General features: G+C 51.3%; 18 protein-coding genes. 11 read left to right on the top strand and 7 right to left on the bottom strand.

Features of this window, described 5'->3' with window-relative positions; translation table 11 throughout:
* Positions 1-62: 62 nt before the first annotated feature.
* A complete protein-coding gene (locus tag ACNRUY_RS05055) occupies positions 63-3,287 on the top strand; it encodes a hypothetical protein (RefSeq protein ID WP_488110552.1) in 3,225 nt (1,074 codons plus the stop codon).
* Positions 3,288-3,463: 176 nt separating this feature from the next.
* Complete coding sequence (locus ACNRUY_RS05050; RefSeq protein WP_488110551.1) at positions 3,464-4,177, top strand: phosphatase PAP2 family protein; 714 nt, start codon at positions 3,464-3,466, stop codon at positions 4,175-4,177.
* Positions 4,178-4,217: 40 nt separating this feature from the next.
* On the opposite strand, the gene ACNRUY_RS05045 is transcribed toward ACNRUY_RS05050, so the two are convergent.
* The 3 genes from ACNRUY_RS05045 to ACNRUY_RS05035 form a co-directional block, all read right to left on the bottom strand.
* Positions 4,218-5,786 carry an alpha-L-fucosidase gene (locus ACNRUY_RS05045; protein ID WP_488110550.1) on the bottom strand — a complete coding sequence of 523 codons (1,569 nt, stop codon included), beginning with the start codon at positions 5,784-5,786 and terminating at the stop codon, positions 4,218-4,220.
* 82 nt (positions 5,787-5,868) lie between these two features.
* Positions 5,869-6,543, bottom strand: coding sequence for a GDSL-type esterase/lipase family protein (locus ACNRUY_RS05040; RefSeq protein ID WP_488110549.1), 675 nt, complete (start codon positions 6,541-6,543; stop codon positions 5,869-5,871).
* Positions 6,544-6,676: 133 nt separating this feature from the next.
* Positions 6,677-7,051: a hypothetical protein gene (locus tag ACNRUY_RS05035; RefSeq protein WP_488110548.1), complete on the bottom strand. Its 375-nt coding sequence runs from the start codon at positions 7,049-7,051 to the stop codon at positions 6,677-6,679.
* A gap of 537 nt (positions 7,052-7,588) precedes the next feature.
* Between ACNRUY_RS05035 and ACNRUY_RS05030 the strand changes: the two genes are divergently transcribed.
* The 4 genes from ACNRUY_RS05030 to ACNRUY_RS05015 all read left to right on the top strand — a co-directional run bounded on the left by ACNRUY_RS05030 (position 7,589) and on the right by ACNRUY_RS05015 (position 14,256).
* Positions 7,589-9,145, top strand: a complete 1,557-nt coding sequence (locus ACNRUY_RS05030; RefSeq protein WP_488110547.1) for a sulfatase family protein — start codon at positions 7,589-7,591, stop codon at positions 9,143-9,145.
* 243 nt (positions 9,146-9,388) lie between these two features.
* Positions 9,389-12,835 (top strand): hypothetical protein, encoded by a 3,447-nt coding sequence (locus ACNRUY_RS05025; protein WP_488110546.1) that lies wholly within the window; start codon positions 9,389-9,391, stop codon positions 12,833-12,835.
* Between the two features lie 249 nt (positions 12,836-13,084).
* The gene (locus ACNRUY_RS05020) at positions 13,085-13,837 is read left to right on the top strand and encodes a methyltransferase domain-containing protein (RefSeq protein ID WP_488110545.1); all 753 of its coding nucleotides are present in this window, start codon (positions 13,085-13,087) and stop codon (positions 13,835-13,837) included.
* 188 nt (positions 13,838-14,025) lie between these two features.
* Positions 14,026-14,256, top strand: a complete 231-nt coding sequence (locus ACNRUY_RS05015) for an AbrB/MazE/SpoVT family DNA-binding domain-containing protein (protein ID WP_488110544.1) — start codon at positions 14,026-14,028, stop codon at positions 14,254-14,256.
* Between the two features lie 87 nt (positions 14,257-14,343).
* Here the strand turns inward: ACNRUY_RS05015 and ACNRUY_RS05010 are convergent, their stop codons facing one another.
* The gene (locus tag ACNRUY_RS05010; RefSeq protein WP_488110543.1) at positions 14,344-14,751 is read right to left on the bottom strand and encodes a hypothetical protein; all 408 of its coding nucleotides are present in this window, start codon (positions 14,749-14,751) and stop codon (positions 14,344-14,346) included.
* A 44-nt stretch (positions 14,752-14,795) separates the two neighbouring features.
* On the bottom strand, positions 14,796-16,112 hold the full coding sequence (locus ACNRUY_RS05005) for a putative glycoside hydrolase (RefSeq protein ID WP_488110542.1): 1,317 nt from the start codon (positions 16,110-16,112) through the stop codon (positions 14,796-14,798).
* Between the two features lie 510 nt (positions 16,113-16,622).
* Here ACNRUY_RS05005 and ACNRUY_RS05000 point away from each other — a divergent pair.
* From ACNRUY_RS05000 to ACNRUY_RS04985, 4 genes are all read left to right on the top strand, one after another.
* Complete coding sequence (locus ACNRUY_RS05000; protein ID WP_488110541.1) at positions 16,623-18,050, top strand: hypothetical protein; 1,428 nt, start codon at positions 16,623-16,625, stop codon at positions 18,048-18,050.
* A gap of 37 nt (positions 18,051-18,087) precedes the next feature.
* Entirely contained in the window at positions 18,088-19,095 is a 1,008-nt protein-coding gene (locus ACNRUY_RS04995; RefSeq protein WP_488110540.1) for a hypothetical protein, read from the top strand.
* 318 nt (positions 19,096-19,413) lie between these two features.
* Entirely contained in the window at positions 19,414-21,741 is a 2,328-nt protein-coding gene (bglX, locus tag ACNRUY_RS04990; protein ID WP_488110539.1) for a beta-glucosidase BglX, read from the top strand.
* 131 nt (positions 21,742-21,872) lie between these two features.
* On the top strand, positions 21,873-23,324 hold the full coding sequence (locus tag ACNRUY_RS04985; protein ID WP_488110538.1) for a sulfatase-like hydrolase/transferase: 1,452 nt from the start codon (positions 21,873-21,875) through the stop codon (positions 23,322-23,324).
* A gap of 75 nt (positions 23,325-23,399) precedes the next feature.
* On the opposite strand, the gene ACNRUY_RS04980 is transcribed toward ACNRUY_RS04985, so the two are convergent.
* Positions 23,400-24,707: a maltoporin gene (locus tag ACNRUY_RS04980; protein WP_488110596.1), complete on the bottom strand. Its 1,308-nt coding sequence runs from the start codon at positions 24,705-24,707 to the stop codon at positions 23,400-23,402.
* A 430-nt stretch (positions 24,708-25,137) separates the two neighbouring features.
* The gene (locus ACNRUY_RS04975; RefSeq protein WP_488110537.1) at positions 25,138-25,410 is read right to left on the bottom strand and encodes a hypothetical protein; all 273 of its coding nucleotides are present in this window, start codon (positions 25,408-25,410) and stop codon (positions 25,138-25,140) included.
* A gap of 1 nt (position 25,411) precedes the next feature.
* On the opposite strand from ACNRUY_RS04975, the gene ACNRUY_RS04970 reads away from it, so the two are divergent.
* A complete protein-coding gene (locus ACNRUY_RS04970) occupies positions 25,412-26,002 on the top strand; it encodes a MalM family protein (RefSeq protein ID WP_488110536.1) in 591 nt (196 codons plus the stop codon).
* The last annotated feature ends 111 nt before the right edge of the window (positions 26,003-26,113 follow it).

The following is a 26,113-nucleotide window of genomic DNA, read 5'->3' as shown; positions in this document are numbered from 1 at the left end:
TACCTGGTTTTGCACAGTGCCCTCAGGGTTGATTTGCACCAGGCTCAACAAGAAAAAAGACAATGACAGTTTTACGGATCACTACTCTGGCACTTTCTCTATTCCTGGCTGGTTGTACTGGAGACTCAGAAGAAGTTGCGACCGAACAACCTGACAGACCTGAAGAGTCTGCGCTTATACAGGTGGAGCCCTGGGGCGAGGCTCCCGGTGCCGATCTTGTTGCAGCGGCTCGCTACGCCGGATTGTATGCGGTAGCGGATCGGGCCTCGGATTCCGTGACGGTATTTGATATACACCAGAACCCGGTGGCGCAGATCACGGCGGATGACCTGAAGGGGGCCCTGCCTGATGGTTCAACCGTTCATGGTGATGAGCTGGGACCGGTTGGCCTTGCTTTTTCTTCATCAGGCCGGTTGTTGTTTATCACGGTCGCGGGCGCACAGCAGGACAGTATCCTCAGGTTTAACACCAACACTCAATCTCTGGTGCCATTTGTCGACAGTCTTGATCTCAACAGGCTTCCCGACACAGGTAACCTCGGGTTATCTCACCACAATGGTATTTTGTGGGTGGGAACGGGGGATGGTCAGATTCTTCGCTATCAGGCGGGGCGCAATGATCAAACCGGTACACTGCTGAGCAGAAAGACACTGGATGGGCGTGGTGTTCATGACATTACAATCGACAGTGCCGATCTTAAGGGTTACATCACTACGTCACGCACCCTGTATCGACTGGATACCGGTTCTTCGTCCGTTGAGCCACTGATGGACGTTTCCGGTTTGAAGGCTGCAACTTTTGGCCGTACCTATGGTGGGGAGGGTGATGGCGGGCTTTATCTGCTGGTGGATGAGGGTGACCGGAATGCGTTGCATTACCTGACAACGGATAAACTTCGCCAGAATGGGAATTTGACACTGGAGTTTTACGCTCCCATCGAAAAGGCCTCGGACATTGCCGCCACTGCCGATGGTCGTATGTTACTGGCCAGTGGCCATCCGCTGGTTATGGAGGATCTTTCGGATGACCGGATGGCTTACGACGGCTGGGTGAAAGATGAATATGAGCAATATATAACGTATTTTCATACGCTCCTCTGGCCTGATGGCATCAGGAATGGCTGGGTGTCTGGCTCGGAAGCCCGGCCAGGATTGAATCGTTATTCAATAGTAGGCACTGGCCCGGCCGGCTGGGTAATCCTGGCATTGATGACCGATGAAGTCATGTTCAACCATTCTGCTGAAGACAATGTCAAACAAATCCTCATCCGCTATGCGGGGTTGCATGAGGATGGTGTCAAGCCGGAGCTGACCCGGGATGGACTGTACTTTTCCAGTTACGACCCGGATACCGGGGAAGGCATTGCCTCGGGTTCCCAGCACGATGGCCACGCCTCAATCTATGCAACGGGCAAGCTGGTTCATGCCACTCTTCGGGCCAGGGAGTTCTATCCGGATAATCAGGAGATACAGGCAGCGGCCAACACCATCATTGGGCGACAGAAAAATTATGCGGACTACCTGCGCCGTTACGGGAAAGTGGATCAGCAGCCCCAGACCCATGGTCCTTCTCCCGAGAATAAACTCAGCACATCCAAGCCTTACCAGGAGTCTTATCTTTTTGCTGAGCTGGCGCCCATGTTTGACCCGATGGCCTTCTGGGCTTACGAAGACTGGTGGAAACACCGGGAAAATCATCAATACCAGACCAGCTGGCTGAATGAGGAGCCGGTGATCAAACACCAGATAGCCTCCTTCGTTGAGCAGTATGGACATATATTTTTCAAGAACCATCGCCAGAGTGCGGCCTGGAGAGAGAATTTTAAACATTTCTATGGGCATCAGGCGGCCTGGACCGACGACAACAACCCGGATTATTTCAATGCCTTTTCCGCCGGGGGGACGGAAACCAGCGGTTACAACGCAGACAGCTTAGTGAACCATCCGGACACCATCACTCATTTTCCCGCGGTTCTTGGGTTTGGTATGTATGGGGACAGTGCTCCTCTTGTGGGAGGGTATTTTGCCTATCGGGATGGACGTCGCCAGAAACTCAAGGGGCAGCCTGGAGTGACCGGTCCGGATGGAACCATCGGTGCTTATATGTTGACCCGTTACTCCAACGATAACCCCTCCTGGGAGCTGAACCGGTTGGGGGTTGCTGATGCCGCTTTTGGTTTCTTCGGGTTAGTGGAGCATTTGCGTGATAGTTATGGGAACAAAGGAGTGATTGATCGGCTGATTGCCAGGGACAGCCGTTCTGATGACAGGCCATTACCACCCGGTTACGGCTTTGGGCCTTATGATTTCGAGGCTGAGGCAGATCGGTTGCCGGTGATTAACGCCAGTTTTGATAACAAACTGGATGGCTGGGAAAAGGTGGACAGTGATTTTCAGTATTACGGGATAACCGGAGACTTGTCTATTGATGGAGACAGTGGGGAGATTCGAAATACCAAAGAGGTCACTTCTGAATCCGGCGCTTTGCGGCAGACCCTGGATCTTTCGGATTTACCCACACCGACGCCTCTGGTATTGCGGGCACAGGGAAAAATCCTGATGACCGATGCCAGCGATCAAGCCTATCTGAAAGTTCAGTGGGATGACGATCAAAACCCGGATAATGACTCACCGTATGCTCCAGAATACAGCAATATCATGGACAGGGATCATCCTGAGGTGGATTTTGAGCTGGTGACCCGCAAGCCTGTTGGTGCCGACTTTCTGCATGTCAGCTTTGAGGTAAAGCGGAATCAGAGTGTGGCGCCCAAATACGTACGATACGTGTTTGATAACCTGTCGGTTCGCAGGTTGGGGATTGAGCTGGATAGTTCCAGTGGCAACTGGACGCCACAAAGCAAAGGGGCTGTTACTGTCAATGTTGCGGGTTCAGATGGAGCTAGCCGACTGGAGTTCAGCAGTTCAACCGGGGCTTCAAAAGGTGACTACGCAGAGGTTTATCAAGACTTTGTGCTGGACCCGAATGACCCTCTGAGCACCCGTTATATTATTTCTGCAGAAGCGGATACTGTGACAGGCAGTGGAGGGGAGATGATGATTTTTACCCAGGTCTTCCGCGGTAACCAGAAAACCAGGGAAGAAGGAGGCGATGTGATCCGCTTCAGTGTCACTGATCGTGAATTTCACTTTTCGGGCCGAAGGCTGGATGAGCTTGAGGACCGTTTGCGGGTCTTTTTCCGTTTCAGTCAGGAAGTTGGCAAGGCTGGAGGCGTGCAAACCGCTGTTGTTCGCAATATTTCAGTGGTCAAGCAGGACCCCCGGTTGTAGCGTCCCCTCTGGAATGAGGGCTAGCCGTTTATCGCTTCGTTAATTCCGGGTTACTTTACAGAGTCGGGCAGGAGTATCTTCGGCGGTTTTAACGGACAATCTGTAGCCTGCTTTCTGGTGGAGCTGCAGGTTGTTGAAATGAACGTCTGCCGTTGACTGTATAACAGGAAAGCCTGATGTCGCCTGTGAAGAACTTACTGTCCATTGCCTTGCTGAACGCTGTGGGTGTTGCCATCGCCCTGAGCTGGCTACTGCTGCCGGATCATGGCTTCTGGTCCATCTGGGACCAGGGTATTTTCCGGTATTTTGACCACTGGATCATTGTGAGCTCTGTCTGGCGCCATGTACTTGCGGTGATGAATTACCGTCTGTTTGATCTGGTGTCATTGGTTGCCATGCTGCTGGTGATGGGGCACTTTTATTTCCACGGGGGGCGCCGGGATCGCCTTCAGGTAGTAGCCATTGGGCTGCTGATGGTGCTGGTGGCTCTGGTCTGTAAGCAGCTAGCTAATCTGCTGCCTTTTGAGCGCCCCAGCCCTTCTCTTTATCTGCCGGACGCCGTGCGTTTGACACAGCTTCTGGACTGGCCGACCAAGGATGCTTCCAGCAATAGCTTTCCTGGGGACCACGGCATGATGCTGATGATTTTTGCGGCCTTTATGCTTCGTTACTTCCCCTGGCCGGCCAAGTGGCTGGGTGTCGCATTTGTGGTGCTGTTCAGCCTGCCCCGTATTATGGTGGGTGCTCACTGGTTTACCGATATTTATATGGGGTCTCTGGCCATCTGCCTGCTGGTACTGCCCTGGCTGTTGTTGACCCCTGTTCAGAAGTGGTTTCTGGACGGGTTTCAAGGGCGGTTGGAAAAGGTGGCATTGTTCAGGAGAGGGTGATTGATGTCTTCCATGGAAACCCATGGAAGACAGGGTTCGGTCAGTTAGCTAATAAAGGGAGCTTTTCAGAAAAACGAAGAATGACCGGGTGGGCATAGTTCGTGGGTTTTTCACCGGGCATGGTCACGATCAGGCCTTTATCGGTCTGGCGATGGCCAAGCTCACCCTCGACCCCGGGCATGGTTACCGATTGGAGGCTGGACAGATTCATTGCCTTTTTGTTGAGCGAAGTGATCACTAGCTCCTTTCCGTCGCCGGGCCAGTTCAGTGCGATGGCATACAGGGTTCTGTTATCCTTGCTTCGGGTAAAGCGAATATCCTGAGCTTTATAATGGTAGCCGTAGTCATGAAGTGCCTTCCTGTTTTCATGGGTAACCACCGTTGGCCCTTCGCCGTATATCTGGAACGGACGGGTTTTGTAGATCGCTTCGCCATTAAGCTTCAGCCATTGGCCGATTTTCCTGAGTCGGGAGGTATATTCCTCAGGGATTGAACCGTCGGCACGGGGACCGAAATTCAGCATTACGACCCCATTTTTGGACACCACATCCACCAGTTGATCCACCAGTTCGTTGGCAGACCAGTATTCATCGTTTCTGGCATAACTCCAGGAATGCTTGCTGATGGAAGTGTCCTGTTGCCAGGTCATGGGCAGGATCCGGTTAAAGCGTCCCCTTTCCATATTCAGAACAGCGCTTCCTTGTGGCAGCATACGCTTGTTTTTAAAGTTCATCACTACGCCGGGCTGGCCAAAAGTGCCTTTGCCGAACGCTATCGACTTGTTGTAGAAATAGGCGAGGAAATCCTTTCTGGGTTGTTCGAATTCCGGCCATTTGTTCCAGCCCCAGTCGAAGTAGTAAAGGTCGGGCTGGTAAATATCGACGACTTCAGTTGTTCGGTTCCACCATCGCTCCAGATACCATTGATCCACCGCTTTACCATGCCCATAGAGGTCGTAAGTGTCGGGACCAACGTCGCCGCCCTCTTCATGGTTCATCCGGTAATATTCAAGATTAAAGGCGAAATGGTTGGAAACGCCGGTTTTCAGTCCCCGTTTTCGGGCGGCTTCGAGCAGCTCGCCAGTGATGTCTCTCTCCGGGCCCATTTCAACGGAGTTCCAGCGGGTGTGCTGGCTGTTATACATGGCAAACCCGTCGTGATGCTGTGCGACAACGGTGTAGAATTTAGCCCCGGCCTCAACCGCCAGATCCATCCACTTATCCGGGTCAAACTGTTCGGCCTTGAACAAAGGGATCAAGTCCTTGTAGCCAAATTCGGCGGGATCACCATAGTGTTCACTGTGGTGTTTGAAAAAGTTATTTTCGTTGTTCTTCCGGCTGTACATATGCCTTGGATACCATTCCGCAGCATGGTAACCCCGGTATTCTGGCACCGAATAGGGACCCCAGTGAGCCCAGACGCCAAATTTGGCGTCCTGATACCATTCGGGCACCTCGTAGTGGCTGAGAGATTCCGGGGTTGGCTGGTATTTTTCCCCCTCGGGCTTGATGACGTTGCTGTTGTTTTCGGCCGGTGCGCAGCCGGCAACCAGGCTGGCAGTGAGGGCAAGGGCGGAGATTCTTAACTTGGGTAGCGCTGTGGTTTGCATGCTTTTGTTTTAGAGGTTTGTCTGCAGGGAAAGGTCGGGTGGAAGAGCCTGCCCGGCAGGCCCTGTTTCAGGGGTTGCGGATTCAGAGGTGATCTTTTAAACCGGCAAAAATGGCTTTGGCAATCGCTTTTGCCCCTACTTTATTAGGGTGGACACCGTCGGGGGAGAAGTACGATTTGCTGTCCAGTAGAGGAGTCACTTCAATAAGGGTGCTTCCGGTGACTCTGGCAATATCGCTGGCAATGATATCCCGGGCTACAGAAAGGTTGCCCTCATTGACATCCCAGGGCCCCTGTTTAGTGGTGAAGCTCTTCACCGGGGTTCCAAGGAAGATCTCAGGCCGGGTTGGAAGTGACTTGTATTCATTGATCAGGGTAACCATATGATCCCGATAGGCCTTTCTGTCCCAGAAAGCCGGTTTTGAATCATTGGCGCCCAGCATGATGACGACGATGGAAGGGTTTGAGTCCAGGCTTTTATGGTAGGAGCGTCTTTTGACATAGGGGGTGAATTTAGGGGTGTCCCTTATGGCGGTTGCGCCATTTTCACCAAAATTCATGACCTTCCAGTGTTCATTCACGAGGGTTTGAAGAACGGCTGGATAGGAATAGACGTCACGGTTTTCAACGGTGAGGCCAAAGGTGATGCTGTCGCCTACGCAGGCAATGGTCCTGGTCTTTGCCATGGCGGTTTCTCCGGTCAGTAACAGAATGCCAAGCAGGAAAACTCTGACTGAGGCACGAAACATTATTTTCATTGGATTTCCTGGGTGATCCATAAAAAAGCCATCGCTTTGGCGATGGCTTTGAGGGGGCAGCCCGCACATTGTATAAAACCGCTATGAATAAGCGATCCATCCCTTGTCGGGCTGTCAGAGGATGACGGCGGATTCAGCCCTTTTTCTTCTGGGCCATCTGCTCTTTTCGAAAGGCTCTGAATGCCTGCATCTGCTTTTGGGAAACAGAGTTGGTCAGAGCTTTCTGGTAGGCTCTCATATTGGCTTTGCGGGCTTCTTTCAATGCTGATGGATCGTTCGCATATTTCTTTCGGGTGTCCCGGTTATTGATAAACAGGGTGGTTTTCAGTGCCGTCACTTTCTCAGCCTGTTGCTTATTCAGATCCATAACCTGGGCCATGGTAGCCACGTCTTTTTCAATCTTGTTCATGGCTTTGGGGCTGATGTCCGCAGCGGAGACATTGACAGAGCAGGCCAGGGCCAGGCCGGCAACCAGAGATGAGAGGGTTTTTCCAAAATTCATTTTCATAACAACCTTCCATTCAAATAAGGTGCTGAGAACTGGAGGCCAGCCTGTCAGGCGTAGCAGAAAAGTTAGAGTAACGATTTCATGAAAGAAACGTTTCAACATTGGCCAAAAACATACGGCAGTTGTTGAAAGGCGTCAACAGAGAACGCAACTGATTAAAGAGTCACATTGATCAGGGTCATAAATTGCACTTGTTCGGCTATCTATTGTTCAGAAGTGAGGTGCAGTTGTTGTTTTCGAGGGCCCGATAGAAGTGAGCAGCCCTTATATTCAGTGGCTGCAGACAAAGCGTAGACATTCCTCTGCAGGAAAACTGACGTATATCAAAAAAATGTTATTTTCTGTTGGTTGAGAACAAGACGGCAATTTGCTGAAAAGGCCTGAGGCCGGGTATTTATGGACAGAGGTTCTCCTTTCCTAGGCTGTTTCAGCAAACTTCGAGCGCCTTGATTCGAGTTCAGTGAAACGTTTATATTACAGCCGTCTTTAAGAGACACTGTTTTTCTGATGGCCTCTCAGTACCAGGGCGTTTTGTCTATGAAAAAAACAACTGCTTTTCTGACCAGAGGGTTGACCACAAGTCTGGCTACTGGCTGTCTGGTCGCTTCTTCCTGGGCGTGGGCAGAAAGTGCTCCGGTGAATATTATGCTGATCACAGCGGATGATCTTGGCTATGAGGCATACAGCCTGTTCGACAACGAGTTGCCGGATCTGACCCCTAATCTGGATCGTTTGGGGCGACAGGGAGTTCAGTTCGAACATGCCCATGTCAACCATGCCATCTGCCAGCCAAGCCGGTCCAGTATGCTGACCGGAATGTACAGTACCCATTCCGGTATGATGGGCTTTATTCATATGAAGAAGAAAGTCCCCACCATCATGACTACTCTGGCGGGTAAAGGGTATCGAACCGGTATCCTGGGGAAAGTCAGTCATTCCACACCGGACATGAATTATCGCTGGGATTACTCATACGATGCCAATGACCTGGGGGCTGGGCGTTCTCCACAGCTCTATCATGAGCGAACCAAAACTTATATTGAACAAAGTAAAAAGGCCGGAAAACCGTTCTTTTTAATGGTTAACTCCCACGATCCTCACCGGGTTTTTTATGATCCCGAAGCAAGGCGGTTGGGCAATGATGAGAAAAAACCATCCAGGCTCTATTCACCGGATGAGGTAAAAGTACCCTCTTATTTGCCGGATTACCCTGAAGTTCGTCTTGATCTGTCCCACTATTACAATTCCGTGCGTCGACTGGACGACACCGTAGGCAAAGTTCTGGATGCATTGAACGAAACCGGTGTGGCGGACAATACCCTGGTGATGTTTGTATCGGATAATGGTTCTCCTTTCCCGTTTGCCAAAGCCAATACTTACCTGGCCAGCACCAGAACTCCTTTACTGGTTCAGTGGCCAAAGGGCGGCCTGAAGAACGGTCATGTGGATAAAGAGCATGTGGTATCCCTGGTGGATCTGATGCCCACCATGCTGGAGGCGGCGGGTGTTGACATTCCCGACACGGTTGATGGTCGCTCTCTGTTGCCGCTGTTGCGGGGGGAAAAGCAGGATAACCGTGACTTTGCCTTCTCCCAGATTGACTACAAAATCGGCGGTCCGGCCACCCCCATGCGGGCCATTCAGGGCAGGGACTATGGCTACACATTTAATGCATTCACGGGCTTTTCCCAGTTTCGGGTAGGGTATGACCGGGCCACGATTAATCTGATGAAAAGCTCCGGTGATGCTGAGCAACAGAAAAGAGCGGACTATTTCCGCAAACGGGTGCCGGAAGAGTTTTTTGACTTGAATAACGATCCTGGTAACACCCGGAACCTGGTTAACAATCCGGAATATAAGAAGCTGGTACAGGAATACCGTGCCAGGCTGGAAACCTGGATGAAGAGCAATGATGATCCGGTGCTGAAGATTTTTGAGGCGCGGGATAATCCTGAAAAAATGCGTGAACTGATGGCCACTCACTATCCGGACAAGGACAGCCTGATGCCCGAGGAGCAGAAAGAGGCCATTGAAGCCAAGAGAGCCGCCAAGCGGGCCAAACGCCAGGGGCGTAATAAGAAACAGAACTCTTGATTATTTTGAGAATGTCATCGGTTGGTCGCTGATGTCTTTAACCCTGCCTGGGTTTATCAAATGCTGAACCGCTTTTTTTATCGATGTTATATCGAAAAGAAGGCAGGCCTGTTGCCCCTCATTCTTCAGGTCTGTGTGGATCAGTGGCTGATAAGTCCTGCAGGGTTTTTTTTTGGTTTCCGGAAAGCGACTGAACCGAAATCAGTTTAAGAAAGGTATGGGGAGAAGTGGGTGAAATACACTATGGATGATCAATCGTGGTTGTTGCCAATGAGCCGGGCGGTTCGTTGTGCTCTGCTGGGTTCTGCAGCCTTGTTGCTGACAGGTTGTGGGGGGGATGAGACTGATAACAGTGCCGGCCTCCCTCCGGGCCCTGATCCGGAAATACCCGCTTATGTGCAGATGGAGGACTGGGCATTTGACAGCAGTCGTGCCTCCATGGTCAGTGCAGCCCAGCTTTCCGGTCTGTATGCGGTGGCCGATACTGAGGCGGACTATATCGAGATCAGGGATGTTCGTGAACAGGTTTTACACCGTATCGATGCCGGTGATATTGCCACTGTCGCAGGGATGAGTTTTTCTGCGGGCTCTTCTGAATCTTCCGGAAACAGCGGTGTCTGTGGCATGACGCTGACGCCTTCAGGCCGTTTTCTTTACCTGGCCGTCTGCTCCGGTGAAGCCGGGCAGGACAGAGACGCGATTCTCTCTTTTAATACCAACACTGAAGCGCTTAAAGTCTTTGATCGGGTCACCCTTTCTGAGCAGGGCTCCGGCCGGTATGGCCTTACTTATTTTAAAGGTCAGTTGTATGTGGGCAGTGACTCAGGCATTTACCGCTATGATGCCAGCCGTAATGTGGCCTATACCGGTCAGTGGGAATTTGCCCGTCAGTTGACTCCTACCAGCGCGCCGGTAACGGGACTGGCTGTGGATATGCCAGGCAACACGCTTTATGCAACCACCGCCACCAGCCTTATGAAGATGCACCCCGACGGCAGTGGAAAGTCAGTGATCGCCAAAGGAGAGGGGCTGGCTGGTCTGACCATGGGAAGGGTGTATGGCAGCGACGACTCCCAGGGGCTTTATATGCTGGAGCAGGTTCAGAGAGGAGGGCGCGTTCTCAAGGTCCCTATGGCTGAACTGCGCCAGGGAGGGGGGGTAACCCCTGTGGCTTACACTCCGGTAGCGCCTGAAGTCACGGATATCGCCGCCACCGCGGATGGCAGAATGATGCTGGCCAGTGAGCAGGTTCTGATGATGTCGGACAGTCGCGATGCCCGGCTCAGTTACGATCAATGGCTTGAGGATGAGCTGGGTCAGTATACGGCTGCCATCAAAAGCCTGATTGACCATGGCGGCCTGTCCGGTACCGGCAATGTGACGGGCCGGGAAGGTTTTCTGATCAGCAAGATTGTCCAGTCGGGGAGTGCTCCTAATAGAGATCCGGTGGCGGATAATGTCGGCTGGGCTTTGTTTCTGTTAATGGCCATTGACCAGGTCAGGCCGGACCCGGACATTGAAACTCTGGTCGAGTTGTTGATACAGCGACATGCCGGCCTCCACCCTGATGGCTACGGGGGCGTTCGAACGGTGGATGGGCATTTTGTCAGGCATTATGATCGCAATGGCAAACCCCATGCGGATAACCCCCAACCCCAGGTCTACATCAGCATGAAGTTTCTGCCGGCTGCTTATAAGGCGGTGGAAATGTATCCGGACAATCAAAACCTGAAGCTCTACAAAGAGTACCTCCGGCAGCTGGTCAAACGTTCTTCGGATACCATAAACGGCAATCAGTTTATTACCTGGACTAATGATGATCATGGGCCGCTGCCCAATAACAACCAGATGTCCAATGAGACCTGGTTGTTTGGGGATATTGGTGCCGCCCAGGATCCTCTGGCCACCCGTGATTACGCCGAATATGTGTATGACCGGGATAATTTCAGGGTGGATAACTGGCTGGCCGGGGAGCCGGTGATCAAGGCTGATCATGCCGCCTTTATCGTCATGGGGGGGACATTGATTCTCAAGCACCATTTCGATGCCCCTGACTGGAATGCATGGAACCGGAATTACTATGCCGTCACCATGGCTGAGACTGACGATATGGGAGCACCTTACTTTGCGGCATTCTCCGCAGGTAACCAGCCCAAATGCCCAACCCCTAACCCTGAAAACCTGCCCTGTGGTGGCTATTATGCCGATGGACCGTCCGATCACCCCAATGACATCATTCATTTCCCGGCAGTGCTTGGTTTTGGGCAACATGGGCATACGGCACCGGTTGTAGGGGCCTATATGGCTTATCGTGACGGGGTTCGCCAGGAGATGAACAATGCATCGGGTGAAGAGCCGATCTCTATGCTGACCCGCTGGTCCATGAAAGACGCTTCCTACACCATGAAGGCGGTAGGCATTGCGGATTTCTGGTTTGGTGGAGTCGGTCTGGTAGAGGCCATTCAGCCGGGCACCATCGACCGTTTCCGGTCTGCTTTTTATCGCCCGGAGGTGACTGAATCCAGCCGCGCTGGCTCAGTGACATTAACCTACTCAAATATTACCCCCCGGCGTGTTGTGGGGATTGATTCAGATGGTTCCCGTACTTCCTATGGGTTCCAGCTGTCGCCTTTTACCCTGCCTGAGGGTGTGGCTCATAACCGCTACGAAGTGATAGACCCGGAAGGTGAATGGCTGGAGCTTGAGGATCGGGTGAATGAGCTGGATGGTCGCCCTGTGCGGTTTACCAACCCGGCCTTTGAACGAGGTCTTGAGGGTTGGTCTGTTGACGGAAACGTCAACGTAGAACAGGTCGGAATCGTTGGACAAAGCGCCCGCATTGATAATGGTGGACGTTTATTTCAGCGCCTTGACCTGCCACTGGATCTTGAGAGCAGTCGCTATATTGTCCGTAGCAATGCAAGGGGGATTTCTGGCAGCGGTCTTGCCGTGATGAGGTTGCAATGGCTGGGGCGGTCTGGCCAGCCAATTGGCGGGCAGCAGTTGAGTAATACCGCGGCTGTTGCTGACGGACTTGTGGAGCTTGAGGTGGCTACCAGCAAGCCAGCGGGTGCGGAGTCACTCCTTATAGAGTACGGGGTGGAAGGAAACAGTGTGTTCCTGTTTGATAATACCTCGGTTGTCCGCCGTGGAGCCGATGAATCCATTGAGAATGGTGACTTTTCCAGTGGTGACCACCTTTGGAGCTTAAGCGCAGGAGCCAGAGTTGAGAGCCATCCTGAAGAAGATGGGGTGATGGCGCTTAGGATGCTGCGCAAAACCGGGCAGACAGGGACTCAGAAGGTTGTCCGCACCTTTTCTGATGAAGTGGCCAATGATCCACTTGGAACCCGGTATATCTACCGCTTTGATGTACACGCCACCCAGCCGGATAACTTTACGTTTCTGGTTCATGTGAATATTGACAGTAAGGAGCAGGGAATCAAACGTGACAGTGTGGCCCATGTGATTCCGGGAGATCGGGGAGAGGTGTCGTTTACTCTCAGAAAAAGACCGGGTGATGGCGACCATGAGGTAACCTTTGAAATGAAGCGAAAGGAGTCTGAAGCCGATAGCAGTGATGCCAAAGTCTATATCAGCAACTTCCGTTTGGATAAAGAGCGGTTGTTTGATGAAAACGACTGTGTCAGTGACAGCCCCACAGGTTGTTTGCCTGCCCCTCTGAACTGATCCTTTCTATTAAGAGCGTTCCTGTGGTTTATCATGGGAACGCCTTTCTCTTTTCCTCTGCAGAGCCCTGTGCCCAATAAGAAAAGCATCGGCATTTTCACCATCGGGAAGCATTAACTGCCCTTTAGCCGTCGTTTTTCTGCTGGCTGATAATGGGTGCCTGTTCTTGCAAATAAACCAGACCGGTCTAGGTTTACCTGGCTATAGCAAAACCATAGTTTCTTTGGCGACCTCTTCAGGAGTTTGTCTATGTCTGATGGCGATCATTCCATTGGTTATGATGCAGATGAATATGCCCGGGTAAAGTCCCAGCCCTGGCGTCTGTGGGTAGAATTGTGGAGTATTTTTGACGCGGTTCGGTCAACGGGAATACCCCTTGATGGCGCCAGGGTGGGCGACTTCGGTTCCGGAACGGGTCTATACACCCGAAAGCTCATTGATATGGGGGCAGGCAGTGTTCTGGCAATCGATGGTGACCGGGATATGATACGTCGCGCCCGGGAGGACAGTGGTGAATACAACGCTATGGTAAATTATGACGCTTCCTGGGTTCAGAATACGGTTGGGGCGCAGGATTGTGTGCTTATTGTTGGTTCCTGGCTGATGAATTATGCCCGGACCCCGGAGGAAACCCTGGCATATTGCCGTGCCATTGCGGGTCATCTGGCGAAGGGCGGGGCTTTTATCAGTTTTAATAACAACCCTTTTGAGCGTTCAGGTGGTAGCCAGTACAGTCCTTATGGTTTTACCAAGACCCATGAGGCTGATGATGCCGGGGATTATGATGGAGCCCGTGTTAACTGGGACTTTGTGGGAATGACGGAGCTGATCAGAAACTACAATATCATGCCAGAAACCTATGAGTGGGCCTTCCGGGAAGCAGGCATGAGCTTCACATGGGGGGAGGCCCAACTCCACCCCGCGCAGAAGGGGAACCCGTATTGGGATTGCTTTTTTGATGGCCAGGCACCTGCCAATTTAATGGTGGCTGTTCGGGGGTGACGTTCTAATTCAGGACCGCTTTTGCGCTCGTTTCTGTTGCGCTTCACTACGTTCAGCAGCAACCTACTGCAGAACGCCCGTAGGTTGCTGCTGAGCACAGCGAAGCGCAACAAAAGCCGTATTTTTTCTTACGCTATGGGTGTGTATTTATGGGTATTTGCGCTTTCCTGGGTCAGGGCAGCAGGATAATGGCCACAGCAAAAGTCAATTCTAAAGGGCGGGTGACTATTCCTGCGGCAGTGCGAGCGGAAATGTCATTGTCGGAAGGGGACCGGATTGAGTTTATTCGGCTGGAAGATGGCTCCTGGCAAATCAGGGCCAGTAAGCACAGTGTGATGGCTTTGCGTGGAATCGTTCAAACCGATATCAGCCTGTCGGATCAGGAGATCATGGATGCCTCTGCTTTCAGCATTGAGTAATACCCAGGGCACGGCTTGCAAGGCATTCCCATACAGCAGTATGGGAACTGGAATGGTTCAAGTGGAGAGGCTCAGTAATAAAGAGCTTCAGGAGTTGCTGGCTTTTCGTTTTGCTGCAACATGCTGGCGGTGAATCTTCAGCTGCTGCGGGGTAATCGTGTTTTGCAGCTCGCGCTGGAACGCTTTCATATTGGCTTTTCGTTCTTCCCTGAAATTAGCCGAGTCCTGGCCATATTTAGCCATTGCCTTCTGGTTGCCGGTGTAGAGTTTCACTTTCAGGCGCATCATTTTGCCGGCCTGTTCCGGGCTTAGATTAGCGTACCCGGTCATCTCGGCCACTTCTTTTTCAAACCGTACCTTGGTGGCGTCGTCCAGGTAGTCGTTGGCGATGGTATTCAGGGAGAAGCAGAGGGTCAGGGTGGCTGTGAGGCATGCAAGTGTTTTTTTCATAGTGTCAGATGTGTATTTGTTGAGGTTATCCGTTTGCGCCCCCATGCAAGATCCATAGAACCTGACATGGGAGCGAGGGTCGGTGCCTCTTATGGGTTCATAATCAGGCGAAGGTCACCAACTTTGAAGGCCATTCCCTGCAAAGTATCAGGGGCACTGACTGGCTTTGGCTGAATGACCAGGGGTTTAATGACATTCTGGATTTGATTTACATCCATTTGTACGTTTTGAGGGAAGAACGATTTTAAGGGAATCGTTACATCTACCACGGAGCCGTCGGCAAGTCCGGGTTCCAGCTCGATAGTCTTTGAACTGGCGATGCCCGTTGGCGTTTCCATCTTGACAACCATTATACGCTCAGGATGAGCTCCATAGCTGTCAACACCCAGTTTGAAAGCAAGAGCTCCGGTTTCAATAAAGCGGCTGAGGTCTTTATGAGGATCGGTCTCGTTGGTGATGTTAAATACCATTCCCCCATTTTTACCAGGCTCTATATCTGGGTAGTGCGTTGTCACGAACCCTTTTGGGAATCCATTTGCTTTGGCGCCATTCCAGCGAGTAATTCTTGTTCCCCACCCCGTGTCGTCTCCGCCCTGCACATGAGTGAATATTTCAGTATCTTCAGGTGTGTCCGTGAGAATCTGGCTATCGGAGGCGCACGAGATAAGGTTTAATTTATCACCACCGCTATCAGGATATGCCCTCATCTGGATTTTGCCCAGAGTGAACTCAAGATTGGACTCGGAGGTCAGGGCAAATGGAGTGTCAGTGTTACTGAAGTCGACGGTGTTTTCAGTGATTTCCGGATCGGTGAAGCAGGAAACCGGAACAATGACATTCTGGTCAGTAGGGGAGCCAGAAAAAGCATTAAATGCACTGGTTAGATCGACGGAAGCACTTAACCCATCTTGTGTTGGGAGAGATAACATGACTTTTTTACCCGCTTCTGTTTTTCCCATCGTGCGGACGAAAAAGCGCAAGGTGCCTGCACCAGAATCGGCTGTTACGGATAAATCCTTGGGGTTGTCGCTGGTCGTTCTGATTTGAACGGACTCTCCATCCGTCAGATCGGATATGCTGACTTTAACGGTGTCTCCTGTATTCCACTGATCATTTTCAGGATCTTTTTCTGTTGAAATACTGCTGGCCATTGCATCGCCATTATCGTCCACAAGGACGATGTCGCCAGCTTCACCCTCTATTTGAAGCGGAAATGAGCCATCGAAAGAGTTTCCATAGAGATGATAAATTTTGCCAGGTGTTGAACCTCCACCATTCCCGCCTCCATTGCTGTCCCCATAGTCGTAATTATCTTCCACACAGCCAGACAGTGCGGCAACAGAAAGGCTGGCCAGCATCACAGAGCGGGCGATTTTTTTCAGAGGCATCTTTGTGGGCATATCCATGGTTCGGGTGCGTCCGGAGTTCGTTATTTGGGTCTAACCTGATCCGACCGCTCTCTGGGCGAAAATAACTTCGCGTGAGCCAGGCTTAATCAGGTGAAACGTTTCTCAGATGGAAAAGTACGTAAAACCGCGAATCAGGTCAAGCGTTCACGATTAATACAAAATAAAAACAGCCTCTTTACATGACCTTTATCAAAAATTCTCTTTGGGTGTCTGTTATTTGTACAGATGTCGCACGGCTATGGTCCGTTAACTTAAGGCTGTCTTGCCTTTTATCTGTCTTTCAAGAGTGAAAACTGATGTAAATCAAACAAATGTCCGATTTTGTGAATCCATATCGCTTCCCATTTGAGGCGAATTTGCTTTGAAAGACCGGTCTGGCTCAGTGGCTGTAAGGGGTTTGTCAGTTATTCAAAATTTCTACCGCTTTTTAGCCGCTCTGTATCAGAAACCGCACAATATTGATGATGTTTGTTGAAACGTTTATATTTGCCGGGCTTTTGGAATGGAATGCAACGGAACAAGCTTTACGACTCAACTATGAAGAAGCCGATATTCTCTCTTGTTACAAAAAGCCTGGCAGCGGCCGGTATTGTGGCCATCAGTGCTCTGGGCAGCACCAGTGCTCTTGCCTTTTTTACCGGACAATCCAGTGCCAGCGCTGTTCGCCTGGACAGTCTGAAAGTACGCGAACAATTTTACCCCGAAGGGTTCGAAAAGGAATTACAGGTTAACCTGGACTTCTTTCGGGATGGCGCAGGTATTGACCCGGATACTCTCGCCCCTTACGACACGATTCAGTACCGTAAAGGGGTCATCAGACCATTCCATTACACCAATACCACTGAAATTGGCTTGTATCTGAATATTCTGGTGGAAGTTGAGAAGGCTGGAAATAAAAAAGCACTGACCCGGATTCAGGAAGTGCTGGGGATGCTGGAACAGGCTCCCAAGAAAGACGGCCTGTTCTACTGGCCCATGAATATTGATAACGGCAAGCTGGTACCCGGTGACGGTATGCTTGCCCCTGCGGTGGATAACGGTAATTTTGCCCTGGCCATGGCCGGTGTGGCCGGTGCCTATATCGAATCCACAGACCCGGTTAAACAGAGCATCGTCAAACGCGTCGAAGCGATGCTTCAGGCCCAGATTCCTGGCTGGCTTTCCCTTTATGACAAGAAGTCTGGCCTGTTAAGGGGTAGCTGGGAAGGCGACCAGTTGACCGAATATCTGGTGGACCGAAAGGCTAACGAAAGCAGAACCGCTGCTGTCTGGGCACCGCTGATCACCCGGGACCTGGGTAAAGACGCCATTCCCATGACGGTGTTCACCAAAATGGAAACCCACACCGCGCAGTATAAAGTGGATGGCAAAGTCTATAACCCGCTTCTGACCTGGGACGGTACTTACTTCCAGGCCCTGTTGCCCGCCATCTGGCTGAATGAAAAAGAGCTGGTGCCAGACTACTCCATGTTTGAAGACATGACCAAGCTGCAGCGCCGGTATGCCCGCAAGCACAAGATTCCCATGATTTCCTCTTCGGCGACCGTGGATGATCGTTACAAGCCTTTTGGTATTCCTCACCTTTCTGAGGCCTATGTGAAGTTCGAGGAAGAGATTGCCGGGGCTTCAACCGGAACGCCTCATGCCACAGCCCTGTCCTACATGGTGAATAAAGAAGAGGCGGTCAAGGATCTGAAAAACCTCAAGGCGCTTTACCCTGAAATCGAAACCGATCTTGGCTGGTATGACGCTCTGGATGGCAAAGGCGGGATGAGCACCAAAATCCTATCCCTGGACCAGGGGATGTTTGTGGGCGCTTTTCTGGCGGACAGCATTAATGCCGATGTTGAGCGCTACATGAAAGCCAGGGGGTACTGGGATGATATCCAGACTATGTACCAGACCTTTGTTCCTGACCAGCAGGCTGCTGAATAAATAACTTCTGATAATGGATAAACCTGGACACATCAAGATGAAAAAAGTAATGACATCGCTGGCTCTGGGGGCCGCTTTCGGGGTAAGTGTTTTACCGGCTGTTGCCATGGCGCAGTCCGTTAATTTAAAGGGGGTTCAGGAAGAGGACCTGGAAGCCATCGGTGAGTTCGGTGAGATCATGCAGGCGGAAGCGCCCGATGAGTACCGGGGGAGAGATATTCCCATACGGACCAATGTTCTGACCGGTGTTGAGTACACGGAAAGCACCTTTGAGAATAGCCAGAGAACCAAAAACGTGGTCAAGATCTATGCGGATGGTAACACCCGTATCAGTCCAAACTTCCGGATCAGTTATGTGGTGTCAGAAAGGGAGCAATACTTCGGCCAGCACGATGATAAGCAGCCGGACCGAATTAACCTGAACATTACCCCCCGTTTTGAGCAGTGGGTGAGCCCCAAGTTTAACTACTTTATTGCGGCAGGGTATAAAACCTCCTATGAGGCCAATGAGCTGGCAAATGGGACCACGAAATACATTGATGAAAAAACGTATCGAATCAAGCCAGGTTTTAACTTTAACTTTGGCAAGAGCTTTTTGAGCCTGACCACAGAACATAACTACAAGGAGATTAATAACTCCTATGGTTTTGATTTTGAAGCCAACTATGTGTATCGCTGGAAGCGAAACATGAACCTGGGGCTTAAAGCTCTCTACGCGGAAACTGGTAATGACTCCGATAATCGCAACAAGAATCTTCGGGCACTGGTTAACTATCGCTTCAAGAATCGTGTTCGTGTAGAAGGTCAGGTTGTTGTCGGTAAGGACGGTGGGGATGCGCTTGATTTCGATAATAATAAAGCGGAAGTTCGTAGAGGCTTCAATTACACCTATTACAACCTGAACACCAACTGGCCGATCAATCGCCATTTCCATATTGTCGCCAACGTTTCTTACAAGGTAGGCAAGCAATATAACCAGGCCAGTAACACGGTGGGCGATCGAGACCAGTTCTTCACCAAACTGGCTATTGTCTCCAAGTTCTGATGAAAAACCGGCTTCCTGTAAGGCAGGAAGCCGATTGCTCCGGAGTTTTGTGTGACGCTTTTGTGTGGCTTTTTTTATAAGCCTGGAGCCTTGTGAAAGCAGGGCTTTTTTTTATCTTTTTTATCCGCTTCCGGTTGGGAGTGAAGTTAAGGAAGCTGCGAATTCGGATTCCCTGGTCTGGGGTGCACAGAGTTTAATCGCACCTTCCTTAACTTTTCGTTGTTTGTTAACTGAGCCTATATGAAGCAGAAACTGCTGCCTGTTGTTATGTCCCTCGCTATCTCAAGTGTTATCACAAGTGCTAATGCAAGCGCTTCCATGGCGTCCGATGCCGGGACAGTCCTGAACCCGGTTCGGGCGGAAGTGCCTGCATCGGTCAAGCACTGGCACGATGATAAAGGTCGGATGAATACTTTTATTTCGGACCTGATCGCCCGGATGACCCTGAAAGAGAAAATCGGGCAGCTGGATCTTCAGTCGGGTTCCCGGGATACCACTGGACCTTATGTGAATGAGGCCTATGAGCAGCAGATTCGTGAAGGCCGTGTGGGGGCGGTATTCAATGCGTTTGGTGCCGACTTTACCCGAAAACTTCAGAAGATCGCTGTTGAGGAAACCCGGCTGGGCATTCCCCTGATTATCGGCCATGACATTATTCACGGACACAAGACTATTTTCCCCCAGTCTCTGGGAGAGGTGGCTTCCTGGGATCTAGAGGTGGCAAGAACAGGGGCTCGTGTAGCGGCCCGTGAAGCCACCGCTGATGGCATTGCCTGGACGTTTGCTCCCATGGCGGATATTACCCGCGATCCCCGTTGGGGCCGGGTGTCGGAAGGTGCCGGTGAGGACGTTTATCTGGGTTCCAAAATGGCGGTGGCCCGGGTACAGGGCTTTCAGGGAGATGACCTGAGTGCACCGGACACGATGATGGCCACGGCCAAGCATTTTGTCGGGTATGGTCTGTCTCAGGCTGGCCGGGATTATCACAGCACCGATGTTTCTGAGCACGAACTCTGGACCACCCAGTTACCTCCCTTCAAGGCCATGGTGGATGCCGGTGTGGCCACGGTGATGACGGCATTCAATGATCTTAATGGTATCCCGGCATCCGGTTCTAAACGACTGCTTACGGATATTCTCCGGGAGCAATGGGGGTTTGAAGGTTTTGTGGTTACAGACTACACCGCCATCAATGAGCTGGTTCCCCATGGTTTTGCCCGGGATGACAAGCATGCTGCAGAAATAGCCTTCAATGCCGGAGCGGACATGGACATGGTGGGCATGTCTTATATCGACTACATGGAGTCGCTGGTCAGGGAAGGAAAAGTCTCAGAGGCGAAGATTGACGACTCGGTTCGTCGGATTCTGGAAATGAAATGGCGCCTAGGGTTGTTTGAAGACCCTTACCGCTACTCCAGCGTTGAGCGGGCAGAAAAAGAGATTCTCAGTCAGGAAAACCGGGAGCTTGCCCGGGATGCGGCCCGCCGTTCCATGGTGTTGCTGAAAAATGACCGCCAGACGCTTCCCCTGAAAGAAGACAGGATTAAGTCCATCGCCCTGATTGGCCCAATGGCCGACTCCAAAGCGGATATGATCGGTAACTGGGCTGCGGCGGGGGATCGAAAGAGTGATCCTGTTTCCATTCGTGAAGGGTTGGAAGCTCGTCTGGGAGACAAGGTAAAGGTTCACTATGCCAAGGGGGCGACTTATGCCTACCTCCATAAGCCTGGCAGTACTGAAGCCCATGTTCAGGGCAATGGCGTTGCCCGCCTGGAAACCAATGACCCGGATCTGCTGTGGGATATGAGGGAAGCCATTGAGGTGGCGAAAAAATCCGATGTGATTGTGCTGGCCATGGGTGAAGAGTGGCGTATGTCCGGTGAGGCTTCCAGCCGGGTGGAACTGGGATTACCTGGTACTCAGAAGCACTTGATGAGGCAACTGAAAAAGCTGAACAAGCCCATGGTACTGGTGCTGATGTCCGGTCGACCCAATGACCTTAGTTGGGAAGATGAAAACCTGGATGCCATTGTCCATGCCTGGTACCCGGGAACTTCCGGTGGGCAGGCGGTTGCCGACGTTCTGATGGGGGATTACAACCCATCTGGCAAGTTGCCCATGACCTTCCCCAGGTCCGTTGGACAAGTGCCCATTTATTACAACATGAAAAGCACCGGGCGACCCTACAACCCGGATAATCCAAAGCCACGGGCAGAACATTACAAGTCCCGCTATGACGACTCTCCCAATACCCCTCTGTATGCCTTTGGCCATGGCCTGAGTTACTCCAGATTTGAGTATGGTGAGGTTCGACTGTCCACTGAACAGCTGAAAATGAACGGTGGTGAGTTGAAGGTCACTGTCAAAGTCACCAATACCGGGGACTATGCCGGAGAAGAGGTGGTTCAGCTCTATACCCGCCAGCTGGTGGGTTCCACTACTCGCCCTGTGAAAGAGCTGAAAGGCTTCCAGAAATTGCATTTTGACAAAGGCCAGAGCCGTGAAGTGTCGTTTACTCTGACTCCGGAGGATCTGGCGTTTTACCGGGCGGATATGAGCTGGGGCAGTGAGCCGGGTGAGTTTCAGGTATTTGTCGGCACCGCTTCAGACCGGGTGCAAATGGCTGAGTTTACATTAGTTGAATAACACGGTGTCGGTGTTGGATTTTGGCTTCCTGTAGCTCCCCGTTTGGGGAAGTTGACACTGTGCGTATTCACCCTGATCGGTGGATACGGCTTGAAAATGAATAATACCGTTTGACCAGAGGGCGAACAGAGATGATACCAAAATTAAAACTGGGATTGATGGCTGCTGCCTGTGCCGTAGCCATGAGCGGCATGCAGCCTGCCACCGTTCAGGCTGCGCCGGTCAAACCGGCGGTCTCGGCAGATATGAAGAAGGTGGCTGAAAAGCCCAATATTCTGCTGATTTTTGCCGATGACCTGGGCTATGCCGATACCGGCTTCCAGAAACAGAGCAAAGATGTGGAAACTCCGAATCTGGACAGGCTGGCAGCCAATGGCGCGATCATGACCACCGGCTATGTGACGGCTTCCGTTTGCGGACCTTCACGGGCGGGCATGATGACCGGGCGATATCAGCAACGCTTTGGGTACCACGATAATGTGGCACCCTACGTTCGTGACGAAAACGTGGTTCAGGGGCTGCCTGTTGAGTTATCAACAATGGGTGATTACCTGAAAGCAGCCGGTTACCGAACCGGGCTGGTGGGCAAGTGGCACGACGGCGATCAAAAGAAATTCTGGCCCCATAACCGTGGGTTTGAGGAGTTCTTTGGGTTTAATAACGGTGCTGCCAACTATTTTATAGGACCGAAAAACCGCCAGGAGCTGAAGAAAAAGCCCTGGTCTGCGGTCTATCGTAATGACGAACCGGTGGAGAATTTCGGTGATTATCTCACTGACCGGTTTGGACAGGAAGCTGTTGACTATATCGAGCGTCATAAGGATGAGCCCTTCTTCCTTTATGTGTCGTTTAATGCGGTTCACGGTCCGTTGCAGGCGAAGCCGGAAGATCTGGAGCGGTTCAGCCATATCAAGGATGAAAAGCGTCGTATTTCTGTGGCCATGAACTACAACATGGACCAGAACATCGGACGTATTCTGGATAAGGTTGAGAGTCTTGGTCTGTCTGAAAACACGCTGATTTACTTCCTGTCAGACAACGGTGGAAAGCCAAAGGGGAATGCTTCCTATAACACTCCGCTCCGGGGAGCCAAAGGCACTTATTATGAAGGGGGGATCCGTATTCCTTATACGGTTACCTGGAAAGGAACGATTCCTGCGGGACAGACCCTCAATGAGCCGGTCAGCTCCCTGGATATCCTGACCACTTCCCTGGCAGCTGCTGGAGTGGAACCGGAAAAAGAGTGGCAATTGGAGGGAGAGAACCTGTTGCCTTACCTGAAAGGGGAACAGAAACAGCTGGAAGACCGCTTCCTGTTCTGGGATAACCATATGCGTTATGCCGTCAGGGATGGTGAGTGGAAGCTGGTTCTGGACAATAAGTTGCACAAAGCCAGCCAGCCACAGTTGTTTCATATCAGTGACGACATGAGTGAAAAGCAGGATGTTTCTGGTCAGTACCCCGAGCAGGTGGCCCGGTTGCAAAAGGCTTACGACCAGTGGAATGCTAAAAATGACACGCCCAAGTGGGGTTGGTCGAAAAAAATGTTCCCGGTAAGTAATGGCTATAGAGGGCGGGGATAAGTCCTCAGCCTTCAGCGCTAGCCCTCCCTTCTCCCTCTCCCTCTCCCTCTGGGAGAGGGCTGGGGTGAGGGTGACTTACCACCATACTTCCATTTGGGCACCAAAAGTGAAACCATCGGTTTTGTCCGCGAAAGCGCTGCCGCCGATTCTTCCTTTTGCGTCCTCATCCCACACGGCGTAGGTTCCAAAAACCCTTAACTGAGGTCTGGCCCAGTAGCCGCGACCAGCAGACCACTGCTGGGCAACGGTCAGCTTTGTCAGTTTTGCGTCTTTCCATTCTCCACTGCTATCTGTGAAGGCATTTTGTACCTGGTCATAACCGAGTTCGAGCGCCGAACTCATAATGTCATTCCAGAAATAGACAGGACGAATACCGGCGCTGATCCAGGTCTGCTCCGGTTTTTTATCGTCTTTGAAGCTTAATTTGTTGTAACTGAGCAGGTATTGCATTTCAACGGCGCTGGCAAGTCCCAGTACCCCATGGTCCATGACTCGAATCAGCTTGTTACCATCCAGGTCTGCACTGGTAAAAGCAGACATGCCCTGGCCATTGCTGCCTATGCCCCAGGCCGTCATGCCGTCGGTTACGTACTGGACAACGAACTTATTGAAGCCTCCCAAAAAATCACTCTGGGTATGTTCAATCGTTCCCATGTAGCCTTTCTTTTCCATATCTTCTTTTTTAATCGGATCGATCGGTTTGGCTTTTCCTGCCCCTGTGGTTGGATCAAAACCGTCGGCTGCCCATCTTTTGTCTGGAAAATCGCCCGCCGGATTGCCAAAGGCATAGTCAAATCCAAGGGTCAAGGCACCATTAGGATTGATGGCCATATTTTCGAGGCGGAAGTCCATGATATTTTGATCAAGAGTAAATTTTTGAACGTTTGTTCTGTTTTCGGCATTGCCTTGCGTATTGTAGTATTCAAACGATGCGCTGCTTTTTACCCATGCAACGCTGAAATCAGCGAAACCACCCACGGATATGTTTTCAATTCCTGCTCCTGGACCCGATACGTTCCAGTAGTAAAAATCGCTCATGTGGACATCGTGGCGCTTATAAAACCGTTTACCCACCCAGAGCGTCGCGTCTGGAAAAACGTCGATAACGCCTTTACCCTGGATATTCATCTCCCTGAGAGCGGGTTGAGTGGCTTCCCAGTCTTTGGCCTGGTCAATGCCAAAAGCAATGTTGCTGTCCAGGATAAACGACTGATGATCGTTATTGAACAGGTCAGCACCCAGTTTCAATTCCGCGTATGTTTCTGTTTCATTACCCAGGCGAAACTTGGAGCCTGCACCCGGTGCCTGAAAGGCCACCTGGTTGCCGCCATCGGCTGAAGCGCCAACACCGGACCTGGCATAACCGTGGAAATTGATGTCCATCCCTTCAACCGCCATTACTGCGCTGGTTGAGGCTGCTGTTAAAGCAATGGCAGACGCCATTTTCGCGACAGAATGTGCCAACCTTGATTGAGGTGTCAAAGGTGCTTGAAAGCCAGCGCTCGTGACTCTGCAGGTTTTGAGTTTACAGGGTTGTGAGTGGCGGCTTGAATTGGATAAAGCAGCCCGTTCATGGGAATAAGAACGAACAGTATGCCTGGAAAGCATGATCATTCACCTTGTGCGTATGGTTATGTTTAACCCCTGAATCTTTCTTTTTGAATGAACTATTCAGGAAATACCCATTGCTATAGCCTTATGGCTTCAGCTTGTGTTGGTAAGCTTGAAGCCAGCTCTCTTTCAGTAAACTGTCAGGTGGAAAGTTAGTTCAGGGTTGGGAAGTGGGCAAAAAAAAAATGTGTTTTTTTGTCGTCTAACTTTTATCGTACGGATACTGAGATATAGTTTCCTGCATCCTGAGGCAAAAGAGTGTTATCGTGATGGCTGTTTTCAGGTTTGTTTTATTGATTAAAGCGGTTTTGTTTTCGCTATGGGCATCTTTTTCTCTTTCGAAAAGACATCCACGGATTTCTTTATTTCCTTCATTTATTACAGCAGCTATAACAACCGCTGCAACGATCCTATTGGTTGGGGGGCTTTCCGGCTGTCGCTCTTTTTCCATGCCTTCTGAAACAGAAGCCGACACAATGCCTTTGTCTCCGGATTCAGCCGATCTCAATTCAAGAGAGTCTGAAGCCCGGGTATTGGATGATCTGGCGCAGGTTCAATGCCAGCCACTGCCCCAGCCACTATCAGAGACATCTTTAGAGAAGGTTCGATTCTCAACCCGGGTGAACAGGTCCTCCCATTGGTTGAACCTGCCGTCTGGTAAAACACCTTATGTGGCTTATGAGTTGCCCAATACAGGGTATTTTAAAGTCTCTCTGGGCAGTCTGGTGACCCATGTTGCAGGCCAGAAAAAAGAAACCCTTTTCTATCCGGAGGTCGCTTTGCTGGATAAACAACGCCGTGTTGTCCGCACCATCGCTGGCAGCCAGATGAAGTACCAGAGGCCCGGCTTTATCACCCCGGAGGGCATAGGGGCCAGCTTTGTGGTAGACAGCCGTGTTTCTCCCCGGGTTGCCTGTATGCTGGTGTACACTACCGACGAGTTGCAGAAGGAAGAAACACGGCTGATGAACGAGGCGAAAGAGTACGCCAGGGTTCATGGTGTGGTTCCGCCCCCGGTGCCGGATACCTTTGCCCGGCATGGCATAACCGGCAGGGCAAAAACATGATCACCAATTGAACAGCGCCATCAAGAAACAGCCTGTATAATCAGGGTTTTTCCTGTCTTTCGATGTCTGCAAAAGCCCTGTTTTCCAAATTCTCCTCGCTCACTGATAAGC

The sequence above is a fragment of the Endozoicomonas sp. Z74 genome (assembly GCF_057680865.1).
The sequence above is the reverse complement of the archived record's forward strand: the minus strand, read 5'-3'. Positions and strand labels throughout refer to the sequence as shown.

What these genes read in the sequence shown, in the direction of transcription:
- ACNRUY_RS05055 (WP_488110552.1), top strand. Translation starts at nt 63, where the DNA reads ATGACAGTTTTACGGATCACTACTCTGGCACTTTCTCTATTCCTGGCT.
- ACNRUY_RS05050 (WP_488110551.1), top strand. Translation starts at nt 3,464, where the DNA reads ATGTCGCCTGTGAAGAACTTACTGTCCATTGCCTTGCTGAACGCTGTG.
- ACNRUY_RS05045 (WP_488110550.1), bottom strand. Translation starts at nt 5,786, where the DNA reads ATGCAAACCACAGCGCTACCCAAGTTAAGAATCTCCGCCCTTGCCCTC.
- ACNRUY_RS05040 (WP_488110549.1), bottom strand. Translation starts at nt 6,543, where the DNA reads ATGAAAATAATGTTTCGTGCCTCAGTCAGAGTTTTCCTGCTTGGCATT.
- ACNRUY_RS05035 (WP_488110548.1), bottom strand. Translation starts at nt 7,051, where the DNA reads ATGAAAATGAATTTTGGAAAAACCCTCTCATCTCTGGTTGCCGGCCTG.
- ACNRUY_RS05030 (WP_488110547.1), top strand. Translation starts at nt 7,589, where the DNA reads ATGAAAAAAACAACTGCTTTTCTGACCAGAGGGTTGACCACAAGTCTG.
- ACNRUY_RS05025 (WP_488110546.1), top strand. Translation starts at nt 9,389, where the DNA reads ATGGATGATCAATCGTGGTTGTTGCCAATGAGCCGGGCGGTTCGTTGT.
- ACNRUY_RS05020 (WP_488110545.1), top strand. Translation starts at nt 13,085, where the DNA reads ATGTCTGATGGCGATCATTCCATTGGTTATGATGCAGATGAATATGCC.
- ACNRUY_RS05015 (WP_488110544.1), top strand. Translation starts at nt 14,026, where the DNA reads ATGGCCACAGCAAAAGTCAATTCTAAAGGGCGGGTGACTATTCCTGCG.
- ACNRUY_RS05010 (WP_488110543.1), bottom strand. Translation starts at nt 14,751, where the DNA reads ATGGGGGCGCAAACGGATAACCTCAACAAATACACATCTGACACTATG.
- ACNRUY_RS05005 (WP_488110542.1), bottom strand. Translation starts at nt 16,112, where the DNA reads ATGGATATGCCCACAAAGATGCCTCTGAAAAAAATCGCCCGCTCTGTG.
- ACNRUY_RS05000 (WP_488110541.1), top strand. Translation starts at nt 16,623, where the DNA reads ATGCAACGGAACAAGCTTTACGACTCAACTATGAAGAAGCCGATATTC.
- ACNRUY_RS04995 (WP_488110540.1), top strand. Translation starts at nt 18,088, where the DNA reads ATGAAAAAAGTAATGACATCGCTGGCTCTGGGGGCCGCTTTCGGGGTA.
- bglX (WP_488110539.1), top strand. Translation starts at nt 19,414, where the DNA reads ATGGCGTCCGATGCCGGGACAGTCCTGAACCCGGTTCGGGCGGAAGTG.
- ACNRUY_RS04985 (WP_488110538.1), top strand. Translation starts at nt 21,873, where the DNA reads ATGATACCAAAATTAAAACTGGGATTGATGGCTGCTGCCTGTGCCGTA.
- ACNRUY_RS04980 (WP_488110596.1), bottom strand. Translation starts at nt 24,707, where the DNA reads ATGGACATCAATTTCCACGGTTATGCCAGGTCCGGTGTTGGCGCTTCA.
- ACNRUY_RS04970 (WP_488110536.1), top strand. Translation starts at nt 25,412, where the DNA reads ATGCCTTTGTCTCCGGATTCAGCCGATCTCAATTCAAGAGAGTCTGAA.